The sequence below is a fragment of the Cupriavidus nantongensis genome, from assembly GCF_041726985.1.
GTDB classification, from domain to species: domain Bacteria; phylum Pseudomonadota; class Gammaproteobacteria; order Burkholderiales; family Burkholderiaceae; genus Cupriavidus; species Cupriavidus nantongensis_A.
In genome coordinates this window covers 2,890,384-2,914,840 of record NZ_CP168303.1, presented here as the reverse complement: position 1 = coordinate 2,914,840, position 24,457 = coordinate 2,890,384, and the positions used below count along the sequence as shown (strand labels likewise).

Genomic DNA, 24,457 nt, shown 5'->3' with positions numbered 1-24,457 from the left:
GGAGGCTGGCCGCGACGCAGCGAAAAATCCGCGCAGACGCCTCGCAAGATCAACGCCCTAATCGAGTAAAACCATGATTTTTGCCGTTCGCTTCCACGAAAAGCCCGACCAACTGGCTCTCCGCAACACCTTCTTGCAAGCCCACCTCGATTGGCTAGCCCTGCATCGCGACATGATCCCTATCGCCGGCTCTTTGCGCGAAGCTCCAAATGAAGGCGCGGTTGGCGGGCTCTGGATTGTCCGGGCTGCGGATCGAGCCGAGGTTGAGGCCCTCATTCAAACTGATCCGTTCTGGACGCAAGGCCTACGCGAGCGGGTGGAGATCCATAGCTGGCACCGCGCTTTCGATGAACCGGTAACCCTTTGAGTCTTGGCTTCCGCACTGAAGCCAAGAAAACTCGCTACTACTGTCACACGCCCACCGGTCGACTCGGGCTTCTAGACGCGCGACCGCCTCCGCTGACCGGCTGCAGCCGTTTCCGTCGCCTTTGCAGAAACGGACGCATATCTCTGCGGATTTCCTCCGTTGCCACGACCCCATCGCGCCAACTACCTTGGGCAAGCATGCACCGGGTATGCCAGACAGCTCTTTCGAGCACAACGAAGGTGGAGGGGTAAGGTGATCTCCGGACTCATTTGCGTGGGCGACCGGACTACGCACGGAGGGACAGTCATTACCGGCGATGCCACCAGCATCATCGGTAATCGCGCCATGGCGCGTGCAGGGGACATGACCATCTGTCCCAAGTGCAAGGGCACTTTTCCGATCCTCGCGGGCAACGGAATTATCACTGCGCCCAATGGCGTTCCTTACGTCAGGCATATGGACCGCACCGCCTGCGGTGCCAGGTTGCTAGCCAGCCAGGACAGCACGTTGGCAAGCGACATGGAAACGCCGGCGGTCGCCGACTTTGAACCAGCAGGAATCGCGGCTGTAACGCGTTCTGGCCTCTGCCTGGATTGCTTGATGAAGGCAGCTGCGACAGGATCGGCGACTGTCGTCCGAGGATAGCCGGCTAATGGATGTCCTCGATCGATACAACCAACTGCGTGCACGCTTGCAGGCGCTCAACCTGTATGCGCTGGTGGATGGCGCGCTGTATCAGCAGCATCGGGAGCGACAGCTTGAACACGTGCCCGGCGTGGTGGTTGCCTTGTTCTCCGGTACAGCGGATGACCCGCTGGCACCCGCCGGCCCTTGGCTGGTTGATGCGACGCAGGTAACCGATGCAGTCCTGCGTGACTTGACCTCACTGGAGACGACGGCACCGGCCGTCACCTGGCTCATCGCTGAAGCCTGTCTCACGGGGCTTTCACAACTATTGCAGTTGCGACTCGACGTCAAGCTGCCCGATGGACGAACCGCACTCTTGCGGTTTTGGGATCCACGTGTCCTGGCTGCTCTCTTTCAGCTCATGGCAGGTGACCAACGAACGGAATTCTTCGGTCATATCCACGAATGGCATTTCCTGGACAAGGGCATCAGAGTCTGGATAGGGAGACAGCATGCTGACGCTCAGTGAAGCGCAGTGGCAAGCGCTGCGGCACGTAGAAACCCAGAACTTCGTCGGCGCGGTATGCGAACAGTTTCTGGCCCATCGTCCGGAGTTGTTGCAGAGCCCGGGTAGAGAGGAGATCTTTAGCCGAATGCAAGCGGGTTATAGCTTGGCGGCAGAGTCAGGGCTTCTGTCGACGCAACACATCGTGAAGTTGCTCTATCTCTGCGCCGATGCGCCGCAGATGGCAACGGATCGCCAGGTCCGCGCATATCTCTCAAAGCCTGGCGCAACGCCGGAACAACGATTGGATGACCTGTCAGCGGTGATGAAGCTCGTCCTCAAGGAGAACGGCTGATGGCGACGCTTGCAGTCCCAGCTATTCGGTTGATCGCTTCAAGAGTGCTTCAGTGGCTCGGGGCCGCGGCGGCGGTCGGTGCGGCGACGGAGGCGGCGCGTCAACGGACGGAGGAAGCTGAGAACTCCAAAACCACTCCGATTTCGCGTGCTGAATCGCCAGCGAAGGAAAAGGATAGATGCGAAGAATGTCCGCCTGACCATGGTGTGATTGTGCTTCAGCCGACGGCAGGGTGGAGCGCTGAAGCTATTTCGTATCAGCGCCGTGTCTCTCGTATGCCGGAGGCGGCTGCAGGATTTCTGTGCGAGTGGAGCTTCAACGGCGTCAAATTCGATGGCTTTGCATCTGGGCAGTGTCTGTTGAAAGAGGCGAAATCTACCTATGACCAGTTCTTTGATGCGGATGGGGAATTTCGTTATCCATTTCAAAAACAGATCTTCGCAGCAATGACTGTCAGTGCTGTACGGCAGGAAAAAGCAGCGCAGCCGATGCCACCCACTCGATTGCGGTGGCATTTCATGGAGCCTAGATCGTTCGCGTACATGCGAGAGGCGATCGGGGAAGCGGCGCCGCGAATTGAGGTCGTTTACTTTCCCTGATACTGGCTATGTCACATGAACTAAAGCTGCGGTTTAGGCTCTCATCCGATCCGCGGCTCACTTTGAGAGATCACCTTTTCCTCGTCCAGAAGCTAACGCGATTTCTAGGAACACAGGACGCGCTGCTCGATGAATCCGCGTGGCTGTTGGCAGCTGACACGAAAGAGGATTCTTACCGGTACTTGGTCTTCGATAGACAAGGCCCCACCACGGCTGCACTTTCGGTCTTGGGCCAAGAGCTGGAAGGAGAGGATGTCATAAAGTCGTTCGTTATATGGAATGGGCAACTCGCAAAGTCGCAAGGTGCGTCAATTTCCTATTATTTCGATCGCGCTGACGGTGCAGCGTCAGCGTTGAGTCTTACTTTAGGGTCTAAGCCTCCAGCGAGTCGATTGGGCCCTTGGTCTGCGGTTGCCAGCGTCTTGAGCGAGGCGGTAAAGATCTGGCGCCCCTTAGTCGCCACTGTCGATACACAGAAGTATGTTCGGGTCTTTCCAGATCGTCCTGCTGTAGGCTGGATGATCTATCTGCCGACCATCCTTACAGAGCTCCACGTCCCGGAGGCGCAAGCGCTCATCGGCGTAGCGGATGAAGGCGACCAACAGATGGGAACGATTGTTGTAAGCGTTGTTGACGGACCATTCTCTGGAACCGATCCCGAACATGTGAGGTCGGCCAATGCCATCGAGGTCCGGCTTGTCGATCAGGATTTGCTACCGAGATACATCGATCTATAGAGGATGGGCGTCGGCCTCTGCCATGGCAGTTCTACCGGTCTTGCAGAATGAAACCTATACCCGCGCTCGAGCTTTCGTTTCGCCGAAATGGCAGTCTACTTATCGATGTCCGGAAACAGCTTGCCGAGCTTCATGAGTTCGCTCGAGTCATTGGAAGGCATTCCCCGCTTCTCCGGCATTGGTATCTGTCGTCCAGCAAGAGCAAAGAAGACGCGCTCCTGTATCTGGCGTTCGAAGAAGATGGGCCAACCACTGCGGCGCTGGCGGTCCTTGAGGAGCGCAATAGAGGTGTCACCGATATCCGTTCGATTGCTCTTTGGAATGGCGCGGAGAAGTCCGCTCAGCAGGCTTCGCTCATGTCGCTCGTCAATGTGCTTGGCCCACCGGACAGGGTTGCGCTATCACTTCGCATTGAGCCTTCCTTCGCTGACTGGAAAGTGCCGCTACTCTGGTTGGAAGCTGCGGTTGCAATCTGGAGGCCGCTTGTCGCGAGCTTTGGCCCATTCTGGTACAGCGAACACAAGGTATTTCGGGATCGTCCAGGCGTGAGTTGGCTGTTCTACCTGCCACGCATTCTTTCGGAGCAGCAGGTGCCAGAAGCAGGACTGCTGCATCCGGTACTGAACAAGGAACGGAAGCAGATTGGCACGGTAGTCGTCAGCATCATCGACGAGCCCTTCTCTGAGCACAATCCTGAGCATGTTCGTGTGGCAAACGCAATCGAGATCCGGCTAGCTGATCAGGATTTGCTGCCTCGGTATGCGGAGCTGTGACCCAGGCGCTTGCTCTCCCGTCTTGCTGCTTGCCGCGAACGGCGGGCTGGATACAAATACGTGAAGGCCGCTGAATTCCTCAGTGGTCTTCCGGGTAACGCCGTTGGGAGAATCCTGAAAGCAGGAACTGCGGGCAGTGCCGTGATTATCGCTGGGCGAACGCCGCGAAGGTACGTCGTAGGCGTTGCCCGGGACACGGGAAACCCGCAATTGCCGTGGCCCGACGTTGAGCTGAGAATAGGCAATCCCGCGCAGCATCCCTGTATTGCCGCGGTGTTTTCTCGAATTTCCCTCCGTAGCTCGCACCAACCACGCCCCACCACCGCGCAGACCATCGTGACGTCCCCCGCCCACTCACGCAATTCAAGGCTGCATTTCGACCTCACCACCATCCAGCTCTTCATCGCGGTCGCTGACCAGGGCAGCATCACCCGCGGCGCCGAGCGCCTGCACCTGGCCCCGGCCGCCGCCTCGCGCCGCATCCTCGAACTGGAATCCCAGCTCGGCGTCTCGCTGTTCGAGCGCCTCCCTCACGGCATGGCCTGCACGGAAGCCGGCCGCGCGCTGCTGGCGCACGCCCGCGGCATCACCCATACGGTGCAGCGCATGCAGGACGACGCCGCATCCTTCGTCGGCGGCGACCTTGGCGTGGTGCGGGTGGCTGCCCCCAAGTCCGCCGTCATCCAGTTCCTCCCGTTCGACATCCAGCGCTGCGCCACGGAATGCCCCGGAGTCCGGATCGACCTGCAGGAAATGAACAGCCAGGAAGTCCAGCAGTCGCTGCGCCGTGGCACCGTCGATATCGGTATCTATGAAGGCAGCCTCGGCGTGGTCGACCTGCCGACGGCGCCGTACCGGAGCGACCGGCTGGTGCTGGTGGTGGCGCGCGGCCATGCGCTGGCGAAGCGCAAGAAGGTGACCACGGAAGAAGTGCTGGACTGCGACCTGATCGTGCTGGGCGAGAGTTCGGCAATCTCGATCGGGCTGGAGCGGCTGGCGGAGGATGCGGGGCGGGTGTTGCGGATGCGCATGCGGGTGAGCGGGTTCGACAGCGTCGCGGCGCTGGTGGCGCAGAACCTGGGTGGCGGGGTGATGCCGGAGGCGATTGCGCGCGAGGTGGCGGGCGGCAGCCGTTTCGTGCGGTTGCCGATCACGGGGGAGTGGGCGGCGCGACATTTTGTGCTGTGCCATCGGCCCCATGGAGTGCTGTCGTCGGCGGCGCTGGGCGTGCTGCAGGTGCTTGCGCAAAACGCGAAACCTGAATCCCGAAAATAGCGATAGCGCTTGGCCGGTGCATTGCGGATGATGGACTCCATAACGATAGAGGAGACACGCAATGCAGCGCAGGCAATTTCTTATGGCGGCCGCGGCCGGGCTGGCGGTGCCCGGCCTGGTGCGCGCGGCCAATGTGGCGGGGCCGGTTCGCATCGTGGTGGGCTTTGCGCCCGGCGGTGGCACGGATGTGCTGGCGCGCGTGATCGGACAGAAGCTGGGCGTGATGTGGAACACCAGCGTGCTGGTGGAGAACAAGCCCGGCGCCACCGGCGCCATCGCCGCGGCCTATGTGGCCAAGCAGCCGCCGGACGGCACCACGCTGCTGATGGCGCATGTCAACAGCCATGCGATCGCGCCCGCGCTGCTGGACGTCAAGTACGACCCGCGCGCGGACTTTACGCCGATCTCGATGGTAGGGGTCACGCCTAATATGCTGACCTGCCGTCCGGAACAGAAGGTGCGGACGGTTGCGGATATCGTCGCGCTGTGCCGCAAGAACCCGGGCAAGATCTCGTTCGGCTCGTCGGGCATCGGCTCGGCGCAGCACCTGGCGCTGGAACTGTTCCGGATGCAGGCGAAGATCGACGTGGTGCACGTGCCGTACAAGGGCTCGGGCCCGCTGGTGGCGGACCTGATGGGCGGGCAGATCGACTATGCGTTCGACACCATGACCGCGGCCACGCCGTTCGTGCAGCAGGGCAAGGTGATCGCAATCGCGCAGACGCGCCTGAAGCGCGCCGCCAGCCATCCGAGCGTGCCGACGCTGGCGGAGTCGGGCTTTCCCGGCCTGGACGCAGCTTCGTGGTACGGCCTGGTGGGCCCGAAGGGGATGCCGCCGGCGCTGGCGCAGCGCATGAACGAAGACGTCAACCGCGTGCTGGCCATGCCGGACGTGGCCGAGCGGCTGAAGAGCTTCGGCGCCGAAGACTCGGGCGGAACGAACCAGCAATTCGCCGCCTACATCACCGCGGAATCGACCAAATGGGCCAAGGTGATCAAGGACGCCGGCGTGAAGGCGGAGAGCTGATGGGCGATCGCCGACGCACCGATGCACGCAGCCCGAACCATTCTCCCAGGACGCAACCGATGATGGATACCCGCGACTCCGGCGCCACCGCCGCCCAGGCCAACGCTACGCCCCTGCCGCTTGCCGGCGTGCGCGTGCTCGACGTCAGCCAGGTCATGGCCGGCCCTTACGCCTGCATGCTGCTGGCCGACCTCGGCGCCGACGTGATCAAGATCGAGCCGCCCGAGGGCGGCGACCAGACCCGCGGCTCGATGGGGTTCAAGATGAAGGGCCCGGACAGCATGGGCTTCCTCAACATGAACCGCAACAAGCGCAGCGTCACGCTGGACCTGAAGACCGAATCCGGCCGCGCTGTGCTGTACCGGCTGGCGGAAACCGCCGATATCCTGGTCGAGAACTACCGCCCCGGCGTGATGAAGCGGCTGGGCATCGATTACGAGACGCTCAGCCATATCAATCCGAAGCTGGTCTACTGCAGCATCTCCGGCTTCGGCCAGAGCGGGCCGTGGGCGACGCGGCCGGGTTTCGACCTGATGGCGCAGGCGATGTCGGGCGTAATGAGCGTGACCGGCTATCCGGGCGGCGCGCCGGTCAAGGCGGGCGTGCCGGTGGCCGATATCGGCTGCGCGCTGTTCGCGACCTACGGCATGCTGTCCGCCTATATCGGCGCAAAGCAGACGGGCAGGGGGCAGTATGTCGATGCGTCGCTGTTCGATTCCGCGCTGGCGTTCTCGGTGTGGGACACCTGCGAATACTGGGGCACCGGGCGCGAGCCCGAGCCGCTCGGCACGGCCAACCGCATGAGCGCGCCGTACCAGGCGATGAAGGCGGCGGATGGCTATTTCGTGATGGGCGCGACCAACCAGAAGCTGTGGCAGCTGCTGTGCAAGACGCTGGACCGGCCCGACCTGCTGGCGGACGAACGCTTTGCCACCGTCGCGCTGCGCCTGGCCAACCGGCAGGCATTGATCGGCGCGCTGGAAGAGAGCTTCGGCAAGCACAGTGCCGACTACTGGATCGAGCAGCTGCTTGAGGTCGGCATCCCCGCCGGACCGATCCTGACCTACCCGCAAGCGTTCGACAGCGAGCACGGCAAGCACCGCCAGATGCGCATCGAGATCGATCATCCGATCGAAGGCAAGGTGCCCAATATCGGCTTCGCGGTGAAGATGGGCGGCACGCCGCAGCAGGTGCGGCGCCCGCCGCCGCTGCTGGGCCAGCACACCGCCGAGATCCTCGCCGAGCTGGGCATGTCGCAGGACGAACAGCAGTCGCTGGCGGCGGCCGGCGCATTCGGCGCATGAGCGCCCCGCAGCAGGCGCCCGTCGAAGGGCAGGTCACGCTGACGCGACAAGGCCAGATCGCGACGCTGACCTTCGACCGCCCGGCGGCGCGCAACGCGATGACGTGGGCGATGTACGAGCAGTTCGCCGGGCACTGCCGCACGCTTGCCACGGAAGGCACTGCCGGCGCGCGCGTGGTGGTGTTGCGCGGCGCGGGCGGCGAGGCCTTTGTCGCGGGGACCGACATCGCGCAATTCCAGCAGTTCTCGGGCGGCGATGACGGGGTTGCCTACGAAGCGCGCATCGATGAAGGCATCGCGCTGGTCGAGCAACTACCGATGCCTACCGTGGCGGTGATCGAAGGCTGGGCGGTGGGCGGCGGGCTGGCCATCGCCACTGCGTGCGACTTCCGGGTGGCGACGCCCAAAGCCCGCTTCGGCGTGCCGATCGCGAAGACGCTGGGCAATACGCTTTCCGCGCACAACCTGGCCAAGCTGCGCGCGGCATGGGGGCTGCAGCCGGTGCGACGCATGCTGTTGCTGGCGCAGATTCTTGACGCCGATGCAGCGCTGGCCTGCGGCTTTCTCGAGGGCGTGCATGCGCCCGAGGCGCTGGACGCTGAAGTCGCCGCGTTGTGCGAGCGGCTCGGCGCGCTGGCGCCGGTGACGCAGGCGGTCATCAAGGAGTCGTTGCGCCGCCAGACCGTGGCGGCGGTGGCCGATACCGACGATCTGGTGCGGCAGTGCTATGGCAGCGACGATTTCCGGGAAGGGGTGGAAGCGTTCGTTGGCAAGCGTCCGCCGGTGTGGAAAGGGCGTTGATTCTTCGGATCGCCCGACGCTATAGATAAAGGGCGTCGGGCCGATTCACTGGTCGGCGGGCATCGGTCGCTGATGCCGTTCGGCCGTCCAGCTACTTCACCGGCACCTCATAGACCACCCGCACAAACTTCCGTGCCGGCTGCCGGTCCACCACTACGCCGCCCATCGCTTCCGCAATCCGGCGGCTCTTCCAGTTCTGCTCCGCGGCAGGATACACAAAGCGCGCCGGCCGCAAGGCGGCCGTCGCCCACGCCGCCACGGCCAGCACCGCTTCCTTGCCATAGCCGTGCCCATGGGCGTCTTCGCGGATCCAGATGCCGAACTCCGGCGCCGGCGTGTCGGCATGATGCAGCCCGGCCAGGCCGAGGAAACAACCGTCGCTGGTCCGCCGGACCGTGAAGATGAATTCCGTTCCGTCTTCCATGGCTGGCAGCCATGCCTGCCATACTTCGCGAAACGCCTCGGGTGACGGGGCGGGATCCCATTCCATGTAGCGGGCGAGCGTGGGGGTAATGCAGGGCCACGCCTCGGCTGCGTCGTGCCCGCGGAAGGGGGACAGCGTCAGGCGGTCGGAGTGGGTCAGCGGGGCGGACATAGGCACGGGGGAAGGTTGGGTCGGTACGTTGTGACCCTGTTATCCCGCAGTGTACGCCTCCCAGTCCTCCCACTTGCGGTACCGGATGGGAGGGCACGAGCCCGTACTTCGGCTCCCCGAACTCAACTTACGGATCTCCCTGCCGATAAGAGCCATGCCATACCAGCCCCTGCGCTGGGGTACCCCCATGCCCATCGGAAATCCGTAATGAAGATCGCAGTCAAACTCCCGCTCGCCTTCGCGGCGGCGCTAATCGTCATGTTCGCCGGCGCGCTGTACGGCCTGAGCACCCTGAACCGCTCGCTCGACGACTACAACCACGTCGTGCTGGAACGTGTCGAGGAAGAGCGGCTGGTCACGGCGATGCTGGTCGATTTCAAGGAGCAGATCCAGGAGTGGAAGAACACGATCCTGCGCGGCAGCGACGCAGCGCGGCTGGACAAGCACTGGGCCGCCTTCGGCGCGCGCGAGGCCTCCATCCGCGAGCGTGGCGCGGTGCTGGCCAGGCGGCTGCCCGATGGCAAATCGAAGGAGCTGGCGTCACAGTTCGCCAGCGCGCACGCCGCGATGGGCGAGGGCTACCGGCGCGGCTTCGAGGCCTTCAAGGCGGCGGAGTTCGATCCGGGCGCAGGTGATCGCGTCGTGGCCGGCGTCGACCGCGAGCCGGCGCGGTTGCTGCAGGAAGCCGCACGGCTGATCGCGGCGGACGCCGCGGCCGTGTCCGCACAGACCGCAGCCACGGCGAGCCGTGCCGCCACGCTGAGCTATGCGTTGATGTTCGCCGCGTTCGTCTGCGGGCTGGCCGGCGCAATGCTGTTCAGCCGCGCGCTGACGCGCCCGCTGTCCCGTGCGCTGAACGTGGCCCAGACCGTTGCCAGGGGCGACCTGTCGACGCAGATCGATACGCGCGGCAAGGACGAGATCGCCGCGCTGATGCAGGCGCTGCACGACATGCAGCACAGCCTGTCCGATGTCGTCGGCCTGGTGCGCCGCAATGCCGAAGGCGTGGCGGCGGCCAGCGCGCAGATCGCCAACGGCAATTTCGACCTGTCGGCGCGCACCGAACAGCAGGCGGCTTCGCTGGAGGAAACCGCCGCGAGCATGGATGAACTGACCCTGACCGTGCGCGCCAACGCCGAGAACATCGAACAGGTGTCCCGGCACACGGCGCTGGCTCGCGATATCGCGGGGCGTAGCGCGGATGTGATGGGCGATGTCGTCACCACGATGCAGGAGATCGCCGAGCGCTCGGCCAAGGTGGGCGATATCGTCGGTGTGATCGAAGGCATCGCCGTCCAGACCAACCTGCTGGCACTGAACGCAGCCGTCGAAGCGGCACGTGCCGGCGAGCAGGGGCGCGGCTTTGCCGTGGTCGCCAACGAGGTGCGAACGCTCGCGCAGCGCAGCGCGGTGGCGTCGCGCGAGATCAAGGCACTGATCGATGTGGCGGTCGACCGCGTCGCGGCCGGCCACGCGCTGGTCGGCAACGCCGGCGGCACGATCGAAGAGATGACGGCGGCCATGGCGCAGGTCTCGCGCATCGTCACCGAGATCGCCGCGGCGTCCGGCGAGCAGCGCCACGGCATCGAGCAGGTCAACGTGGCAGTCGGCCAGCTCGACGAGGTCACGCAGCAGAACGCCGCGCTGGTCGAGCAGGCTTCGGCGGCGACGCAATCGATGGCGGAGCAGGCGCGCGCGCTGCGCGAGGCGGTGGCGGTTTTCAGGCTAGGTGGGACGGCGGTAGCGATGGCATAAAGCAGGTCGACGGCAGCGGCTGTGCCGCTCCTGGTTGACGATTCCGTATCTGGCATGAGACGGTGCTTACAGAGTCGTCTTACTGCCATGAACGACGCATCCCCGGACAATTCTCCAATTGCATAGCAGATAGCCTGCGGCCTACGGTTGTCACTTGACAACCGTAGGCCCAGCATCTAGCCTTGGAGAAATCGATGGCCCGTGCCCAACACCCCAAGAAGGACATTGAAGTTGCGTTAAGACATGCCGAGTCTCGCGGCTGGCGTGTCGAGGCGGCGAAAGGCAGGGGCCATGCCTGGGGACGGATCTACTGTTCGCACCATGACAACGCATGCCGTGCTGGGGAATTCTGTGTCATCAGCATCTATTGCACACCCAGGAGCCCATTCAACCACGCCACCCGAATCCGTCGGATCGTGGACCACGGCTTGCATCGGTACGAAGTCGTGATGTCGATCGAGCCGAAGGAGAAGCCACCGCCATGGAATACGCGTTCACCTTGAGATACCAGTTGTCGCCGGATGACAGCGATCCCGACACGCTGGTCGAACGACTCTACGAAGCCGGATGCGACGATGCAACCGTGGGCACCGGCGTGGCGGGCCGGATTGCGCTGGCGTTCGACCGGGAAGCGGAATCAGCGGCCGACGCCATCGTCAGCGCGCTCACCGATGCCAGGCGTGCCATGCCGACCGCCACGCTGATCGAAGCGGCACCGGACCTGGTTGGCCTGACGGACATTGCCGACACCCTCGGCATGTCGCGCCAGAACATGCGCAAGCTGATGCTCGGCCATCCGGCTACCTTTCCCCCGCCGGTGCACGAAGGCGCAAGTTCCCTCTGGCATCTGTGGGAAGTGCTCTTGTGGATGAGCGGCAAGGGTTACGAGATCGAGCCCTCACTCAGGGACGTCGCTGCGGCTGCGATGCAGGTCAATCTCGCCAAGAGCGCCGGAAACATCGTTCCGGCGATGGAGCGACGGCTCCGCAAGCTGGTGGCCTGAGGCAGCGCGGCACAGATTCCGCGCCATGCCCTCGAGTTGTCAGGCGTCCGGCAGTTCAAGCAGCAGCGGCTGCTCCAGCCAGCGCTCTTCACAGTTGTTGCCCGCGCCGCCGCGGTCCACCACCGCAAAGCATGAGGGTGCGTCCAGCGCCAGCAGCATGTGATGCCAGACACCGGCGCGGTAATTGACGCCTTGCCTGCCGTTGGTGATGAACGCCCGCACTGACCCGGCTTCCAGTGTGTCGCCGGGCGGCGCAACCACGACCAGGAAAGGGCGCTCGGAAAGCGGGATGAACGCCTGGCTGCCGAGCGGATGGCGCTCTAGCATGGCGATTTCCATTGGCAAGGCGTAGGGCTTGGCCTCGAACAGGTTGATCAGCGCACGGCCGCCGCCGAGTTCGACCGCGGCCAGGTCATGGTGGCGCGTGACCATGCCGCCGTTGATCGGAAAGGCACCGGGATCGCCTGCGGGGCGGGTCTCGATGACATCGCCGAAGGGCGCAAAGGCGGCTGCGTTCAGCGGCTGCGGATGCAGGCGCATGCGAGCGCCTGCCATGCGCGCAAGCGTGGTTTCCATCAATAGGTCTCCGGATCTGGGAACCGCGGCAAGCGGCTGGCCGCTGCATTAGCGATTCCGTGAATGGCTTTACTGGTCAGACCAGTTGAACCGGATTCTGCAGCAACTCACGGCGGAGCACAAGCGCCCCAGCAGCCGTGGCGTCGCCGGGTTCGGCGCGTATTCGGGCTTTCCCCCACATGACATCGCCTTGACACCGACAAGGTGCCTCCCTACCATTCGGCATCTACTGGTCAGACCGGTATGACGACGGCCCGGCTGAGACCGGAGGGCGTCGATGACTCGAACAACCAAGGAGACTTCCATGATTCCCACTGAAACCGCGCATGCCGGGCCGGATGGCATAGCCCTGCCGCAAGCGCACGCCCAGGCCAGGGAGGACGCGGTGTACCGCAAGGTGGCCTGGCGGCTGCTGCCGTTCCTGATGCTGTGCTATGTGGTGGCCTACCTGGACCGGGTCAACGTGGGCTTTGCCAAGCTGAACATGCTGGCCGACCTGCAGTTCAGCGAGGCGGTGTACGGCCTGGGCGCGGGTTTGTTCTTTATCGGCTATTTCTTCTTCGAGGTGCCCAGCAACCTGCTGATGCACCGCATCGGCGCCAAGGCGACGATCTCGCGCATCATGATCCTGTGGAGCCTGATCTCCGCGGCGATGATGTTCGTGCAGACCAGCACGCAGTTCTACGTGCTGCGCTTCCTGCTGGGCGCGGCCGAGGCCGGCTTCTATCCCGGCATGATCCTGTACCTGACCTACTGGTTCCCGTCGCACCGACGCGCGCGCATGGTGGCGCTGTTCATGGCCGCGATCCCGATCTCGGGCATCTTCGGCGGCCCGCTGTCGGGTTGGGTCATGGAAGCCATGCATGGCGTCAACGGCCTGCGCGGCTGGCAATGGATGTTCGTGATCGAGGCGGTGCCGTCGCTGCTGGTGGGCGTGGCCGTGCTCTGGTACCTGGACAACAACATCCAGTCCGCGCGCTGGCTGACGGCGGACGAAAAGGCGCTGCTGGAGCGCAATATCGCCGCGGAGAACGCGCACAAGAGCGCGCACATGTCGCTGCGCAACGTGGTGACGGACCCGCGCGTGCTGAAAATGACGATGATCTGCTTCTGCACGGTGATGGGCCAGTACGGGCTGACCTTTTGGCTGCCCACGCTGATCAAGCAGACCGGCGTGAAAAGCGTGCTGGACGTGGGCTTGCTGACCGCGATCCCGTTCGGCGTGGCGGTGTGTTCGATGATCCTGGTCAGCCGCAGTTCGGACCGCATGCGCGAACGCCGCTGGCACCTGATCGTGCCGTTCTGCTGCGCGGCGACGGGCCTGGTGCTGAGCGCCGTGTTCAGCCACAACACCGCGCTGTCGCTGGCCGCGCTGGCGCTGGCAGCCGGCGGCAGCCTGGCCACGTCGCCGCTGTTCTGGAGCCTGCCCACCTCGATCCTGTCGGGGGTGGGTGCCGCGGCGGGGATTGCGCTGATCAACTCGTTCGCCAACCTGGCCGGCTTTATCAGCCCGTACATGATCGGGCTGATCAAGGATGCCACCCAGAGCACCGATGCCGCGATGTTCGTGCTGGCGGCGGTGCTGCTGTGCGGCGCGCTGCTGACTTACTCGGTGCCGGCCAAACTGGTCAACAAGTAAGGGCCGGGGCGGACGGGTTTGTCGGCTAGAATTTCCGGCAACCGGCCCTGCGCACCTTTGCCGTTCCTTACGCGTCACCCTTACTGGTCAACCCCGCACGTATGACAGGATCTTCCGCCTCCGTCGCCAACCAGGCCGTCAGCCTTATCCAGCAATGGGTGCGCGACGGCACGTTCCCCGCGGGCACGCTGCTGCCGGCACAGCGGGAACTGGCGGCGAAGGTCGGCATCAGCCGCGCGTCATTGCGCGAGGCGATCTCCACCCTGCAGGGCATGGGCGTGGTGGTGTCGCGCCCGGGCAAGGGCGTCTATGTGACCGCCGCCGGCGACAGCGCCGCGGCCACGCCGCCGTGGCGATTTGCCGCCACGCATTCGCTGATCGATATCTACCAGCTGCGCTTTGCGCTGGAAGGGCTGACCGCGCGGCTGGCCGCGCTGGCCATCTCCGCCGGCGAGATCGAGCAGCTGCGCCAGAACGCGGCCACCATGCAGCGGGCGATCGAGGCCGATGCCTACGACGAGGCCTCGCAGCTGGACTATGAATTCCACACGCTGATTGTCACGGTGTCCGGCAACCAGGTCATCCGCGAGATCCTGCGCGAAAGCGCCGAGGTGATGCGCGAGAGCCAGCGCCTGCCGTACTACCGGCGCGGCGCGCGCAACGCCACCTTCCTCGAGCACAGCGCCATCATCGAGGCGCTGGCCGCGCGCCAGCCGGAACAGGCGCAGCGCGCCATGGAGCGCCACATCATGCTGGCGGCACGCCGGGCCGGCGTGCATTTCCCCACCGGCGACGAAAAAGACGAGTAAGCGTCGGGCCTGACATCAGTCCAGCCTGAACACCCCCACCGCCCGGTTCAACCCCTCGGTCTGCGCCCGCTGTGCCCGGGCCGCCTCTGCTGCGCCGGCCACCAGTTCGGCGTTCTCCTCGAATGCCGCCTGGATCTCGGCCACGCGTTGCGCCATGCCATCGATGCCGTTGCGCTGGTGGTCGCCCAGCGTCGCCAGTTCCTGCACCAGCGCGGCGAGCTTGCCGATGCTCGTCACCACCTCGTTCATGGTCTCGCCGGTATGGCCCACCAGCTCGGTGCCGGCGTGGGCGCGCTCGACCGAGGTGTTGATCAGGCCGCGGATTTCGCGTGCGGCGGCGCCGCAGCGGTGCGCCAGCTGCCGCACCTCGCCGGCCACGACGGCGAAGCCCTTGCCGTGCTCGCCGGCGCGCGCGGCTTCGACCGCGGCGTTCAGCGCGAGGATGTTGGTCTGGAAGGCAATGCTGTCGATCACGCCGATGATCTCGGTAATGCGTCCACACGCCTCGTCGATCTCGCCCATGGTCTGGATCACCGACAGGATCTCGCCGCTGCCGCGCGCCACCACGGCGCTGGAGGCGCCGGCCAGCTCGCAGGCACCGCGGGCCTGGTCCGCGCTGGTGCGCGCGGACTGGGTCAGTGCCTGCATATCGTGCATGGTCCGGGCCACGATGCGGGCCTGTTCATCGGTGCGACGCGCGACGCCGGCGCTGGTGTCGAGGATCTCGCCGGCGGCGCTGGCGACGGTGCCGGCGGTGTCCCGTACCTGCAGCAGGGTCTGGCGCACGGTGTCCAGGGTCTTGCGGAAGGCGCGGGCGAAATCGCTGTCGGGCTCGATGCCGTCGGTGGCCAGCGTCAGGTAGCCGGGCTCGCGTCCGATGCCGGCGGCCAGCGCGCTCAGTTCATCGGCGGAATGGGCGTCGCGCTCCAGCCGCCAGGCGATCACGCCCAGCACGGCGGTCTGGGCGATGACAAAGGCCGCATGGAACAGCACCATGTTGAAGCTGGGATCGGTGAAGCAGATGGTGTTCCAGCCCCACTGCTGGAAAAAGTTGAAGCTCAGGTGATGCAGCGCGATCACCAGCGCCGCCAGCAGGATCACGCGGAAGTCGCGATAGGCCAGCAGCATCGACAGCGACACGAACACCAGGAAATGGAATTCCACCTGCCCGTGCGCCTGGTGGATCAGCAGCGCCACAAAGACCATCATCAGCACCGCCATCGCCAGCCGCGTCGCCAGGCGTGCCGGCAGGGCGATCGCCATCAGCGTGCCGAGCAATGCGATCGGCAGGCCAAGCGTCAGCGTCAGGCCGGTGGATCCATAGTGATTGCCGACCACCAGCGACAACAGGCAGAGCAGCCACAGCAGCGCCGTCATCAAGCGGTCGGCGCGGCGGTGCACGCCTTGCAGCAACGGCATGTGCGGCGCGGCCGGCGCGGCAACGGAAGGGCCCGCGGCACGGCGGGCAGGGATGGTGGCGGACAGGCGTTCGGACAGGGCGTGGTCAGCGCTGGTCATGTTTACCCCGCAGCGTGGTTCGAGAAGACGCTGCACCCCGTCCGCATGAGATCTATTGTTTTTATGTTCTTGTTTTCGGTATTGCGCGGCCGATTATATCGACGCTCATGGCGCGCGGCGCGGCATGCCGCCGCCGCGCAACACCGGGCAGCAAATTGCTGCAATTGAGTGATGTTCGAGGGCGCAGCAAGCGGCTACGATGTTCCGCCCGCGCCGCTACGCCGGCATCTGAACCGATGCCGGCGCTGCCCCGCCTCAGTCCAGCCGAATATTGTTTTCCTTGATCACATTGCCCCAGTACACCTGGTCGGCACGCGTCGTCGCCGCGAACGCCGCCGGCTGCGTGGTCTTGACGATCAGTCCCAGGTCCCCCAGCCGCTGACGGATGTCGGGCGCGGCCATTACCGTTTCCACGTCGGCCGCGATCTTGTCGACGATGGCCTGCGGCGTACCGGCCGTGGTGAACAGGCCCAGCCACGCCGGGCCGTCCAGGCCCTTGAAGCCGAGTTCCTGGAAGGTGGGCACATCGGGCAGCATCGGCGCGCGGGTGTTGCCGGTCACTGCCAGAGGCTGCAGCTTGCCGGTGCGCGCATGCTGGCGCACCGTCATCGGCGACAGCGTTCCCAGCGAGATCTGGCCGCCGATCAGGTCGGTGGCGATGGGCGCTTCGCCCTTGTACGGCACGTGGACCAGCTGGGCGCCGGCGCCCTTGAGGAAGACCTGCATATAGAGATGGGCGCCGGTGCCGATGCCATAGGTGCCATAAGAGAACTTGTCCGGCTGGGACTTGGCCAGGGCCACCATTTGCGGCAGCGTGCGCGGCATGGCGCTGCTGGCGGTCAGCACCAGGCTGGAGGTGCAGAGCTGCCCAATCGCGGTCAGGTCGCGCAGCGGGTCGAACGGCGGCTTGGCCACCATATAGGGCGTCTGCACCAGGCTGGGCAGGCCGAGCAGCAGCGTGTAGCCGTCCGGCTGCGCCTTGGCGACCACGTCGGCGCCGATCATGCCGCCCACGCCGGGACGGTTCTCGACGATCACCGGGCGCTGCCACAGCTTGCCCAGCGGGTCGCCCAGCGCGCGCGCCAGCACGTCGGTGGCGCCGCCGGGCGGGTAGGGCACGACCAGCCGCACCGGGCGCGCCGGCCAGGACTGCTGGGCCCGGGCCGGGCCGATTCCCAGGGTTGAAGCGGCGGCGGCCAGGGATCCGGCTCCCAGCCAGTGCAGGGCCTTGCGGCGGTCGGCTTGCATGGTGTTTCCTCCAGTAGTTGACGTCGTGTCGGCAGGCGGCCCGGGCGTGTGTGAATCAGTGCGCCGGTGGCCACGGCAAGGCGCAGCGTACGAGGCCGCGATGCGTCGCGGCATCGGCGGGATGGACGAAAACGGTGGGGAGTAGTTACCCGGATCGGGTTTGCGCAGGGGCATGCGACCGCGCCGCAATCCGAACCGCGGCATCGCTTATGATGGCGCCGCCGCTGCGGCGCGTTCAGTCAGTCCGGTCCGTGCGGCGCTTGATCCATTTCCTGCTTGAACCCTCATGGCCCGCCTGAAACTCGACCTGCCCGCCGACCAGCTTTGCTACGCCACGCACCTCACTGTGCGCGTGACGGACATCAATTCGGCCAACCACCTTGCCAATGATTCGATGATCTCAATGATTTCGGAGGCGCGGGCGCGGTTCCTGTTCGAATTCGGCAGCGAGGATGTGCGCGAGGAAGGCGTCGGCATCATTGTCACCGACCTGGCGACGATGTACCGCAACGAGGCCCATGCGCGCGACCAGCTGCTGTTCGAGGTGGGGGTGATGGACTTCAACAAGTACGGCGGCGACATCATCTTCCGCATTACGCGGCCGGCCGATGGCGCGCTGATCGCGATGGCCAAGTCGGGCTTCGTTTTCTTCGACTACGTGGCCAAGCGGGTGGTGACGATGCCGGCGGGGTTCGCCGGGCGCTTCCCGAAGGTGAACTGGGTGGAATAGCCGCAGGCGCGGCGCGGTCCGGTGACAGCGCCACGCGTTTGCCAAAAGCGGGCTCAGGCCTTGCGCTCGCCGCCCAGCGCCTCGGTCAGGTCGACCAGCATGCCGGACAGCTCGCCGGCCATCATGGTGAAGTCCGCGTCGAAGCGCTCGTCTTCATCGTGCGCGGTGCCGTCGGCCTGTTCCTTGATCACGTCGAGCGGCGCCACTTTCTTGACCACCAGCCCGTCGGTCAGCACGAACGAGACGCGGTCATTCCAGGTCATCGCCAGGCGCGTGCAGCGCTTGCCGGCGGCGATATGGCGGCGCAGGTCTTCGGGGTCGAGCGGGTGGCGCACGTAGCGGACCGTGGCCTTGCTTTCGGCGCCGGACTGCAGCTCGATTTCCTGGTCGACGGTAAAGCCGGCGGGGGCCGCATCGCCGGCCAGCCATTCGGTCATGGCCGCCACTGGCGACTGGTTGACGTGCAGGTTGGTCAGCGGCAGCGGGTCCAGCGCCTTGAACAGCATGCCGCGTACTTCATCGGCCTTGGCCGCGGCGGCGGCGTCGATGGCGAGCCAGCCGTTGTCAGGATCGATCCATACGCGCGTGTCGCGGCGGATGCTGAAGGCGCGCGGCAGCAGCTCTTCGATGACCTGCTCCTTCAGTTCCTTCATTTGCTTGCGGCCCGGCTTGTAGCCTTGCTGCTCTTCGATCTCGGCGGCGCGGGCGCGCGTGACCTGGTTGACCACGGTGGTGGGCAGCAGCTTCTTTTCGGTGCGCAGCGTCAGCAGCATCTGGCGGCCGACGGTGTGGACCAACTGGCCGTTGTCACGCGGCGAGGCCCAGCCCTGCGTCTGCATCTCGAGGCTGGTGCCGGGAAAGAAGGCGTGCTTCGCCAGGCTGGCTTCGACCTCGTCGGCGCTGGGCGACCACGGGGCGGAGAAACGATGGACCTGCAGATTCTTGAACCACATGGGGAATTCGGCCAAAGGGACGAATTCTAACGCCCGCGGCGCGCGGTCGAGAAAAAACTCCGCCGCCGCGCGACCCGCCGGCCGCGCGGCGGCACCCGCAAGCGGCTGCTACAGGTCGAGCCTGGTAATCTTGCTGCCCTCGAAGCTCAGGCCCGCCATCAGGCCCGCATTGGTCAGCACGAAGCCGACGATGGGCTGCTGCGCGGTGTTGGTGTCGAGCACGCCGTTTGCGCCAACGGTGGCCAGCGCCACGGTGGCATCCACCCCTGCGGTCCAGCCGCTGCTGCGCACGAACTTGTCGTAGGCGTCCTGCGTCATGAACATCAGGATCACGGCCTTGGACTGCGCACCGATCTGCCAGCCGACCGAACCCGAGATCAGCCGGTAATAGCCTCGTGTGCCGCCACCCGAGCGCAGCGCGCCGTCGCCATACTCGCCGCCGACGATAAAGCCCGCCGACAGGGTCTTCGGGAACACCAGGATGCCGCGCGCGCGGTTGCCCAGTTCGCGCGAGCCGTTGACCGAGCTGTACAGGCGCGACAGCGTGGCGTCCGCGCCGGAATCCAGTTCGCGCCGGCGCGCGGCCTTGTCGCCGGGGGCGTCGGGCTTGGTGGTGGTGCACGCGCCGGTGGCCAGCGTGCCGAGGGCCAGACCCGCGCTGGCCGTCAGGAAGGTTCGACGTTTCATCTCGTCTCCTTGGTGTTGTTGTCGCCTTTGAAGCATAGGCGCCGAAATCACCCGGGCAAATGATTCAGGGCAACTAGTCGTTTCCATTTGTGACGAAGGTGGTGCAAGACGGCCGTTCGCGGCAAGAATAATGGGCCTTGCGCCCGGTACGTCCCATGGTTGGCTTATTGGCTGCCATGTGACCGCCGCTGCGCCGTCACCGCATCTTGATGAGTCATGAAGAAACTTCTCACCGCCTTGCCGCTGCTTCTGCTGGCCGCCTGCGCCTCCCAGCCTCCGGGGACTTCCACCGACGCCGCGGCATCGGCCCCGGCGGTCGACACCGGCAGCGAATGGCAGGCGCTGCGCGCCAAATACATGGAGTGCACGCAGAAGAAGGCCAACGACAACCTGTCGGCCAAGGGCCAGTCCAAAGACGTGGCCGACCTGGCGTTGTCCGCATGCCAGCCGGAGCTGGACGCGATGCACCAGTCGTTCCGCAGTTATCTCGATGGGCAGATGTCGTCGTCGCACGGCAAGAGCAGCGCGCGCCAGGCGGCGGCGCGCGTCACCAGCGACACCCGCGACAAGGCGCGCAATTACCTGGTGCGCTACGTCGAGCGCGAGCGCTACCTGGCTCGCCAGAACTGACGGCGGGGCCGTCGCCGGCTCAGAGCATTTCCAGCGGCGCCGGGCCGTCGGGCGGCGGGAAGATGCGGTCGATCTCCGCCAGCTGCGCCGGTGACAGCGTCTTCGACATCGCCTCCAGGTTTTCCTGCAGCCGCTCGCGCCGGCTGGTCTTGGGGATGGCGATGACGCCGTCCTGCGCCAGCAGCCAGGCCAGCGCCGCCTGTGCAGCGCTCATGCCGTGGTCGCGCGCGAAGCGCTTCAGCCCGGGATGGCCCAGCAGGCGCGACTGCTCGATCGGCGAATAGGCCATCACCGGCACGCCGCGCTGGCGCAGCCACGGCAACAGGTCCCACTCGATGCCGCGCCGCCCCAGGTTGTACAGCAGCTGGTTGGTGGCCACGCGGCTGCCGCCCGGCGCGTCCCACAATTCCTGCATATCGGACAGGTCCAGGTTGCTGACGCCCCAGTGGCGGATCTTGCCGTCGCGCTGCAGCGCCTCCATGGCCTGCACGGTCTCTTCCAGCGGCACGCCGCCGCGCCAGTGCAGCAGGTACAGGTCGATGCGGTCGGTGCGCAGCCGCTGCAGGCTGCGCTCGCACGCCTGCACGGTGCCGCGCCGGCTGGCGTTGAACGGGTAGACCTTGCTGACCAGGAAGGCCTGCTCGCGCCGGCCGGCGATGGCCTCGGCGATCATGGTCTCGGACTGGCCCTCGCCGTACATCTCGGCGGTGTCGATCAGGCGCAGGCCCAGGTCCAGGCCCAAGCGCAGCGTGGCAATCTCTTCGGCGCGCGCGGCGGGCGATTCGCCCATATTCCATGTGCCCATGCCGAGCGCCGGGATGCGCTCGCCGTCGGGCAGGGTAACTTGCTTCATCGCTTGGCTTCCAGGTTGGCCGGGATCGGGCACCCGGCGGTACCCAACCACACTAGTTAACAACACCGGCAATGTACAACCCGCGCGCGCCGGGAATGCTTCACACCAGTCCGGTCAGAAAATACAGCGCGATGACGAAGAACACCGCGCCGGTCTTGATCAGCGTGACCGCGAAGATATCGCGGTAGGACTCGCGATGGGTCAGGCCGGTCACCGCCAGCAGCGTGATCACGGCGCCGTTGTGCGGCAGGGTGTCCATGCCGCCGCTGGCCATCGACACCACGCGGTGCAACACCTCCAGCGGGATCTGCATCGCCTGCGCGCCCGCGATAAAGGTTTCCGACATCGCCGCCAGCGCAATGCTCATGCCGCCCGAGGCCGAGCCGGTGATGCCGGCCAGCGTGCTGACCGAGACCGCGGCATTGACCAGCGGGTTGGGGATGGCGCGCAGCGCATCGCTGACCACCAGGAAACCGGGCAGCGCCGCGATGACACCGCCGAAGCCGTATTCCGACGCGGTGTTCATCGACGCCAGCAGCGCGCCGCCGACCGCGCCCTTGGTGCCCTCGGCAAAGCGCTCGCGCAGGGCGCCGAAGGCGGTCACCAGCACCACGGCGATGCCCAGCAGCAGCGCGCCTTCCACCGCCCAGATCGCGGTGACGCTGGCGATCTTGGTCTCGACCGGCCTGGCCAGGCCGGGCAGCGCCACGCTGTTGGATTCGCCGTACCACAGCGGAATCATCCGCGTCAGCCAGAAGTTGGCCACGCCCACCACCACCAGCGGCAGCAGCGCCAGCAACGGGTGCGGCAGCTTGCCGGCCTGGCTGCGCTCGGGCTCGTTGCGCAGGTTGGTGCCGTAGCCCTCGCCGCGCGCGGCGGCGGCGCGGCGGCGCCATTCCAGGTAGCTCAGGCCCACCACCAGGATAAACACCGAACCGGCGACGCCCAGCGCCGGCGCGGCCCACGAGGTGGTGTTGAAGAAGTTGGTGGGGATGATGTTCTGGATCTGCGGGGTGCCCGGCAGCGAATCCATGGTGAACGAGAACGCTCCCAGCGCGATCGCGCCCGGCATCAGCCGCTTGGGGATGTTGCTCTGGCGATACAGCTCGGCGGCAAACGGGTAGACCGCGAACACCACCACGAACAGCGACACGCCGCCATAGGTCAGCAGCGCGCATACCGTGACGATTACCGCGTTGGCGCGCGAACGCCCGATATAGCGGATCGCCGCCGCGACGATGGACTCGGAAAAGCCCGATAGCTCGACCACCTTGCCGAACACCGCGCCTAATAAGAAGACAGGGAAATACAGCTTCACGAAGCCGACCATCTTCTCCATGAAGATGCCGGTGAACACCGGCGCCACCGCCGACGGGTCAGTCAGCAGCACCGCCGCGAGCGCGGCGATCGGCGCAAACAGGATCACGCTGTAGCCGCGGTAAGCGGCGAACATCAGAAAGGCAAGGGCTGCCAGTACGATCAGGAACGACATCGGATCTCCTTCAGGGTTGCCTTCTCCTGAGGTGCGGTCCGTTGCCGCGCGGGGGCCTGCGCTTGTGGCGCGTTGTCTCTTTCTGTGCGTCAGGAAAAGGGATCAGCCGGCGACTGTGCCACAGCTTGGCCGGCGGCGAAACCTCGCGGCGCGCCGCCGGCCGCGACGGTGGCGGCGGCCGGCATGAAGGAGCAGGGCAGGTTCACCGGTGCTGGTGGCGATACTCCTGGGTGCGGCCGCCGTAGCCGTACGCCGCGGCGCGCGCGTCGATCACGTGGACGTAAGAGACCGGATGCAGGTTGCCGAGCAGGCCGGACATGGTCTCGAACACGGCCGCGATGAACTGGGATTTTTCCGCCTTGGTGTTGGTTTCATCGGTCACGCTGATATCCAGATGGAAGGCATTGCGGCCCTGCTCGGACAGCGGCGTGTCGGCGATGATCCAGCTGTCGTGCGGGATGTACTGGACCGTCACGGCGATGACGTCGCGCTGCTTGCCGAGCACGCGCTCGGTCAGGTCGGCGATGGCCCTGGCGCTACGGCGGGTGAGGTCGGCATCGGGTTGGCCGGACAGGTGCAGGACGATGTGGGGCATGGCGGGCTCCTTGGGTTTGACCGGGATTGGTGAAGCCATGGTAGAGTGTGGTGTAGTATCGGAAAAGCGGGAATAACCGATGCCTTCCATCGGCTATGCCGAAATACTCCATTCCTGCCCGGAGCCTTGCCATGCGTGGATTCGACACTGACCAGTTGCGCACCTTCGTGACGGTTGCCGACAGCGGCAGCCTGTCGGCCGCGGCGCCCCGGCTGTTCCTGTCGCAGTCGTCGGTCAGCGAGCAACTGCGCAAACTTGAGGAACGTGCCGGCGTGCCGCTGCTGACGCGCGGCCGCCACGGGGCGCAGCCGACGCCCGCCGGGCAGAGGCTGCTGGCGCACGCGCGGCGCATCCTGGACCTCAACGAACTTGCCTTGCAGGAGCTGCGCGGCCACGCGCTGGAAGGCGAGTTGCGCCTGGCGGTGACGGACTATTTCCGCCCCGGCGAGATCGCCGGCATGCTGCGGCGCCTGCGCGAGCGCTATCCGTACCTGCGCCTGCACGTGACGGTGATGAAGAGCGCGGCCATCGATGCCGCGGCCGAGCGCGACACCTTCGACATTGGCCTCAGCATGCGGCTGCCGGGCGCGCGCGCGACGGCCGCGCGCGGCACCGTGCTGCGGCGCGAGCCGCTCGCCTGGGTGGCCGCGCCGGCCGAGGCCGACAAGCTGCCCGCGACCCTGCCACTGGTGCTGCTGCCCGATACCTGCTCGCTGCACCAGTACGTGGTGCAGCGGCTGCTGCGCAAGCGGGTGCCATTCGGGATTGCGCACTCCGCGTCCGGCGTGGCGGGGCTGCACCTGGCGCTGGCGGCGGGGCTGGGCCTGTCGTGCCTCAACGCCTCGGCAATCGGGCCCGGCGTGGCGCCGCTGGATGCCGCCACCGTCGCGCGGCTTGGGTTGCCGCGGCTGCCGGAGGCGGAGTTCTTCCTGCTGCCCGCGCGCCGCGGCGAGTCTGCCTTCATTGCGGAAGCGCGCGATGCGCTGGCGGCACAACTGGCCTAGC

General features: G+C 65.8%; 27 protein-coding genes. 18 read left to right on the top strand and 9 right to left on the bottom strand.

Features of this window, described 5'->3' with window-relative positions; all coding sequences use genetic code 11:
- Nucleotides 1-73: 73 nt before the first annotated feature.
- The 11 genes from ACEI37_RS24720 (at nt 74) to ACEI37_RS24670 (ending at nt 8,369) form a co-directional block, all read left to right on the top strand.
- Nucleotides 74-367, top strand: coding sequence for a YciI family protein (locus ACEI37_RS24720; protein WP_373378555.1), 294 nt, complete (start codon nt 74-76; stop codon nt 365-367).
- Between the two features lie 252 nt (nt 368-619).
- Nucleotides 620-1,012: a PAAR domain-containing protein gene (locus ACEI37_RS24715; protein WP_373378554.1), complete on the top strand. Its 393-nt coding sequence runs from the start codon at nt 620-622 to the stop codon at nt 1,010-1,012.
- 7 nt (nt 1,013-1,019) lie between these two features.
- Nucleotides 1,020-1,523 carry a DUF4123 domain-containing protein gene (locus tag ACEI37_RS24710; RefSeq protein ID WP_373378553.1) on the top strand — a complete coding sequence of 168 codons (504 nt, stop codon included), beginning with the start codon at nt 1,020-1,022 and terminating at the stop codon, nt 1,521-1,523.
- Complete coding sequence (locus ACEI37_RS24705) at nt 1,507-1,854, top strand: hypothetical protein (protein ID WP_373378552.1); 348 nt, start codon at nt 1,507-1,509, stop codon at nt 1,852-1,854. Before ACEI37_RS24710 ends, ACEI37_RS24705 begins: the two co-directional genes overlap by 17 nt.
- Nucleotides 1,854-2,453 carry a Tox-REase-5 domain-containing protein gene (locus tag ACEI37_RS24700; protein ID WP_373378551.1) on the top strand — a complete coding sequence of 200 codons (600 nt, stop codon included), beginning with the start codon at nt 1,854-1,856 and terminating at the stop codon, nt 2,451-2,453. The genes ACEI37_RS24705 and ACEI37_RS24700 overlap by 1 nt, the downstream gene beginning before the upstream one ends.
- Before the next feature lie 8 nt (nt 2,454-2,461).
- Nucleotides 2,462-3,190, top strand: a complete 729-nt coding sequence (locus tag ACEI37_RS24695) for an Imm52 family immunity protein (protein WP_373378550.1) — start codon at nt 2,462-2,464, stop codon at nt 3,188-3,190.
- Nucleotides 3,191-3,237: 47 nt separating this feature from the next.
- The gene (locus ACEI37_RS24690) at nt 3,238-3,963 is read left to right on the top strand and encodes a hypothetical protein (RefSeq protein ID WP_373378549.1); all 726 of its coding nucleotides are present in this window, start codon (nt 3,238-3,240) and stop codon (nt 3,961-3,963) included.
- Between the two features lie 210 nt (nt 3,964-4,173).
- On the top strand, nt 4,174-5,238 hold the full coding sequence (locus ACEI37_RS24685; protein ID WP_373378548.1) for a LysR family transcriptional regulator: 1,065 nt from the start codon (nt 4,174-4,176) through the stop codon (nt 5,236-5,238).
- A gap of 61 nt (nt 5,239-5,299) precedes the next feature.
- A complete protein-coding gene (locus ACEI37_RS24680; RefSeq protein ID WP_373378547.1) occupies nt 5,300-6,265 on the top strand; it encodes a Bug family tripartite tricarboxylate transporter substrate binding protein in 966 nt (321 codons plus the stop codon).
- Nucleotides 6,266-6,324: 59 nt separating this feature from the next.
- Nucleotides 6,325-7,569: a CaiB/BaiF CoA transferase family protein gene (locus ACEI37_RS24675; protein WP_373378546.1), complete on the top strand. Its 1,245-nt coding sequence runs from the start codon at nt 6,325-6,327 to the stop codon at nt 7,567-7,569.
- Nucleotides 7,566-8,369 carry an enoyl-CoA hydratase/isomerase family protein gene (locus ACEI37_RS24670; protein WP_373378545.1) on the top strand — a complete coding sequence of 268 codons (804 nt, stop codon included), beginning with the start codon at nt 7,566-7,568 and terminating at the stop codon, nt 8,367-8,369. The genes ACEI37_RS24675 and ACEI37_RS24670 overlap by 4 nt, the downstream gene beginning before the upstream one ends.
- A 91-nt stretch (nt 8,370-8,460) precedes the next feature.
- Here the strand turns inward: ACEI37_RS24670 and ACEI37_RS24665 are convergent, their stop codons facing one another.
- Nucleotides 8,461-8,964, bottom strand: a complete 504-nt coding sequence (locus ACEI37_RS24665) for a GNAT family N-acetyltransferase (protein WP_373378544.1) — start codon at nt 8,962-8,964, stop codon at nt 8,461-8,463.
- 207 nt (nt 8,965-9,171) lie between these two features.
- On the opposite strand from ACEI37_RS24665, the gene ACEI37_RS24660 reads away from it, so the two are divergent.
- Both ACEI37_RS24660 and ACEI37_RS24655 read left to right on the top strand, forming a co-directional pair.
- Nucleotides 9,172-10,719, top strand: a complete 1,548-nt coding sequence (locus tag ACEI37_RS24660) for a methyl-accepting chemotaxis protein (protein WP_373378543.1) — start codon at nt 9,172-9,174, stop codon at nt 10,717-10,719.
- 481 nt (nt 10,720-11,200) lie between these two features.
- Entirely contained in the window at nt 11,201-11,722 is a 522-nt protein-coding gene (locus tag ACEI37_RS24655) for a helix-turn-helix transcriptional regulator (protein WP_373378542.1), read from the top strand.
- Nucleotides 11,723-11,761: 39 nt separating this feature from the next.
- On the opposite strand, the gene ACEI37_RS24650 is transcribed toward ACEI37_RS24655, so the two are convergent.
- The gene (locus ACEI37_RS24650; RefSeq protein WP_373378541.1) at nt 11,762-12,298 is read right to left on the bottom strand and encodes an ureidoglycolate lyase; all 537 of its coding nucleotides are present in this window, start codon (nt 12,296-12,298) and stop codon (nt 11,762-11,764) included.
- 304 nt (nt 12,299-12,602) lie between these two features.
- Here ACEI37_RS24650 and ACEI37_RS24645 point away from each other — a divergent pair, with 304 nt between their 5' ends.
- Nucleotides 12,603-13,937 carry an MFS transporter gene (locus tag ACEI37_RS24645; RefSeq protein ID WP_373378540.1) on the top strand — a complete coding sequence of 445 codons (1,335 nt, stop codon included), beginning with the start codon at nt 12,603-12,605 and terminating at the stop codon, nt 13,935-13,937.
- Nucleotides 13,938-14,038: 101 nt separating this feature from the next.
- On the top strand, nt 14,039-14,746 hold the full coding sequence (locus tag ACEI37_RS24640) for a FadR/GntR family transcriptional regulator (protein ID WP_111519139.1): 708 nt from the start codon (nt 14,039-14,041) through the stop codon (nt 14,744-14,746).
- A 15-nt stretch (nt 14,747-14,761) separates the two neighbouring features.
- On the opposite strand, the gene ACEI37_RS24635 is transcribed toward ACEI37_RS24640, so the two are convergent.
- A complete protein-coding gene (locus ACEI37_RS24635) occupies nt 14,762-16,264 on the bottom strand; it encodes a methyl-accepting chemotaxis protein (protein ID WP_373378539.1) in 1,503 nt (500 codons plus the stop codon).
- A gap of 255 nt (nt 16,265-16,519) precedes the next feature.
- Nucleotides 16,520-17,512, bottom strand: coding sequence for a Bug family tripartite tricarboxylate transporter substrate binding protein (locus ACEI37_RS24630; RefSeq protein WP_373378538.1), 993 nt, complete (start codon nt 17,510-17,512; stop codon nt 16,520-16,522).
- A 286-nt stretch (nt 17,513-17,798) separates the two neighbouring features.
- Here ACEI37_RS24630 and ACEI37_RS24625 point away from each other — a divergent pair, with 286 nt between their 5' ends.
- Nucleotides 17,799-18,242: a thioesterase family protein gene (locus tag ACEI37_RS24625; protein ID WP_373378537.1), complete on the top strand. Its 444-nt coding sequence runs from the start codon at nt 17,799-17,801 to the stop codon at nt 18,240-18,242.
- 53 nt (nt 18,243-18,295) lie between these two features.
- Here the strand turns inward: ACEI37_RS24625 and ACEI37_RS24620 are convergent, their stop codons facing one another.
- Together ACEI37_RS24620 and ACEI37_RS24615 are read right to left on the bottom strand one after the other, a co-directional pair.
- Nucleotides 18,296-19,195: a recombination-associated protein RdgC gene (locus tag ACEI37_RS24620; RefSeq protein ID WP_373378536.1), complete on the bottom strand. Its 900-nt coding sequence runs from the start codon at nt 19,193-19,195 to the stop codon at nt 18,296-18,298.
- A gap of 108 nt (nt 19,196-19,303) precedes the next feature.
- The gene (locus ACEI37_RS24615) at nt 19,304-19,882 is read right to left on the bottom strand and encodes a YSC84-related protein (protein ID WP_373378535.1); all 579 of its coding nucleotides are present in this window, start codon (nt 19,880-19,882) and stop codon (nt 19,304-19,306) included.
- 216 nt (nt 19,883-20,098) lie between these two features.
- Between ACEI37_RS24615 and ACEI37_RS24610 the strand changes: the two genes are divergently transcribed.
- Nucleotides 20,099-20,512, top strand: coding sequence for a hypothetical protein (locus ACEI37_RS24610; RefSeq protein ID WP_373378534.1), 414 nt, complete (start codon nt 20,099-20,101; stop codon nt 20,510-20,512).
- Between the two features lie 19 nt (nt 20,513-20,531).
- Here the strand turns inward: ACEI37_RS24610 and ACEI37_RS24605 are convergent, their stop codons facing one another.
- From ACEI37_RS24605 to ACEI37_RS24595, 3 genes are all read right to left on the bottom strand, one after another.
- Nucleotides 20,532-21,365: an aldo/keto reductase gene (locus ACEI37_RS24605; protein ID WP_373378533.1), complete on the bottom strand. Its 834-nt coding sequence runs from the start codon at nt 21,363-21,365 to the stop codon at nt 20,532-20,534.
- Nucleotides 21,366-21,465: 100 nt separating this feature from the next.
- The gene (locus tag ACEI37_RS24600; protein ID WP_373378532.1) at nt 21,466-22,857 is read right to left on the bottom strand and encodes a GntP family permease; all 1,392 of its coding nucleotides are present in this window, start codon (nt 22,855-22,857) and stop codon (nt 21,466-21,468) included.
- 202 nt (nt 22,858-23,059) lie between these two features.
- The gene (locus ACEI37_RS24595) at nt 23,060-23,452 is read right to left on the bottom strand and encodes a tautomerase family protein (RefSeq protein WP_115704787.1); all 393 of its coding nucleotides are present in this window, start codon (nt 23,450-23,452) and stop codon (nt 23,060-23,062) included.
- A 131-nt stretch (nt 23,453-23,583) separates the two neighbouring features.
- On the opposite strand from ACEI37_RS24595, the gene ACEI37_RS24590 reads away from it, so the two are divergent.
- Complete coding sequence (locus tag ACEI37_RS24590) at nt 23,584-24,456, top strand: LysR family transcriptional regulator (RefSeq protein ID WP_373378531.1); 873 nt, start codon at nt 23,584-23,586, stop codon at nt 24,454-24,456.
- Nucleotide 24,457 lies beyond the last annotated feature (1 nt).

What these genes read in the sequence shown, in the direction of transcription:
- ACEI37_RS24655 (WP_373378542.1), top strand. Translation starts at nt 11,201, where the DNA reads ATGGAATACGCGTTCACCTTGAGATACCAGTTGTCGCCGGATGACAGC.
- ACEI37_RS24710 (WP_373378553.1), top strand. Translation starts at nt 1,020, where the DNA reads ATGGATGTCCTCGATCGATACAACCAACTGCGTGCACGCTTGCAGGCG.
- ACEI37_RS24660 (WP_373378543.1), top strand. Translation starts at nt 9,172, where the DNA reads ATGAAGATCGCAGTCAAACTCCCGCTCGCCTTCGCGGCGGCGCTAATC.
- ACEI37_RS24695 (WP_373378550.1), top strand. Translation starts at nt 2,462, where the DNA reads ATGTCACATGAACTAAAGCTGCGGTTTAGGCTCTCATCCGATCCGCGG.
- ACEI37_RS24675 (WP_373378546.1), top strand. Translation starts at nt 6,325, where the DNA reads ATGATGGATACCCGCGACTCCGGCGCCACCGCCGCCCAGGCCAACGCT.
- ACEI37_RS24645 (WP_373378540.1), top strand. Translation starts at nt 12,603, where the DNA reads ATGATTCCCACTGAAACCGCGCATGCCGGGCCGGATGGCATAGCCCTG.
- ACEI37_RS24690 (WP_373378549.1), top strand. Translation starts at nt 3,238, where the DNA reads ATGAAACCTATACCCGCGCTCGAGCTTTCGTTTCGCCGAAATGGCAGT.
- ACEI37_RS24610 (WP_373378534.1), top strand. Translation starts at nt 20,099, where the DNA reads ATGAAGAAACTTCTCACCGCCTTGCCGCTGCTTCTGCTGGCCGCCTGC.
- ACEI37_RS24650 (WP_373378541.1), bottom strand. Translation starts at nt 12,298, where the DNA reads ATGGAAACCACGCTTGCGCGCATGGCAGGCGCTCGCATGCGCCTGCAT.
- ACEI37_RS24605 (WP_373378533.1), bottom strand. Translation starts at nt 21,365, where the DNA reads ATGAAGCAAGTTACCCTGCCCGACGGCGAGCGCATCCCGGCGCTCGGC.
- ACEI37_RS24640 (WP_111519139.1), top strand. Translation starts at nt 14,039, where the DNA reads ATGACAGGATCTTCCGCCTCCGTCGCCAACCAGGCCGTCAGCCTTATC.
- ACEI37_RS24700 (WP_373378551.1), top strand. Translation starts at nt 1,854, where the DNA reads ATGGCGACGCTTGCAGTCCCAGCTATTCGGTTGATCGCTTCAAGAGTG.
- ACEI37_RS24595 (WP_115704787.1), bottom strand. Translation starts at nt 23,452, where the DNA reads ATGCCCCACATCGTCCTGCACCTGTCCGGCCAACCCGATGCCGACCTC.
- ACEI37_RS24615 (WP_373378535.1), bottom strand. Translation starts at nt 19,882, where the DNA reads ATGAAACGTCGAACCTTCCTGACGGCCAGCGCGGGTCTGGCCCTCGGC.
- ACEI37_RS24590 (WP_373378531.1), top strand. Translation starts at nt 23,584, where the DNA reads ATGCGTGGATTCGACACTGACCAGTTGCGCACCTTCGTGACGGTTGCC.
- ACEI37_RS24620 (WP_373378536.1), bottom strand. Translation starts at nt 19,195, where the DNA reads ATGTGGTTCAAGAATCTGCAGGTCCATCGTTTCTCCGCCCCGTGGTCG.
- ACEI37_RS24625 (WP_373378537.1), top strand. Translation starts at nt 17,799, where the DNA reads ATGGCCCGCCTGAAACTCGACCTGCCCGCCGACCAGCTTTGCTACGCC.
- ACEI37_RS24720 (WP_373378555.1), top strand. Translation starts at nt 74, where the DNA reads ATGATTTTTGCCGTTCGCTTCCACGAAAAGCCCGACCAACTGGCTCTC.
- ACEI37_RS24680 (WP_373378547.1), top strand. Translation starts at nt 5,300, where the DNA reads ATGCAGCGCAGGCAATTTCTTATGGCGGCCGCGGCCGGGCTGGCGGTG.
- ACEI37_RS24665 (WP_373378544.1), bottom strand. Translation starts at nt 8,964, where the DNA reads ATGTCCGCCCCGCTGACCCACTCCGACCGCCTGACGCTGTCCCCCTTC.
- ACEI37_RS24600 (WP_373378532.1), bottom strand. Translation starts at nt 22,857, where the DNA reads ATGTCGTTCCTGATCGTACTGGCAGCCCTTGCCTTTCTGATGTTCGCC.
- ACEI37_RS24670 (WP_373378545.1), top strand. Translation starts at nt 7,566, where the DNA reads ATGAGCGCCCCGCAGCAGGCGCCCGTCGAAGGGCAGGTCACGCTGACG.
- ACEI37_RS24705 (WP_373378552.1), top strand. Translation starts at nt 1,507, where the DNA reads ATGCTGACGCTCAGTGAAGCGCAGTGGCAAGCGCTGCGGCACGTAGAA.
- ACEI37_RS24635 (WP_373378539.1), bottom strand. Translation starts at nt 16,264, where the DNA reads ATGACCAGCGCTGACCACGCCCTGTCCGAACGCCTGTCCGCCACCATC.
- ACEI37_RS24630 (WP_373378538.1), bottom strand. Translation starts at nt 17,512, where the DNA reads ATGCAAGCCGACCGCCGCAAGGCCCTGCACTGGCTGGGAGCCGGATCC.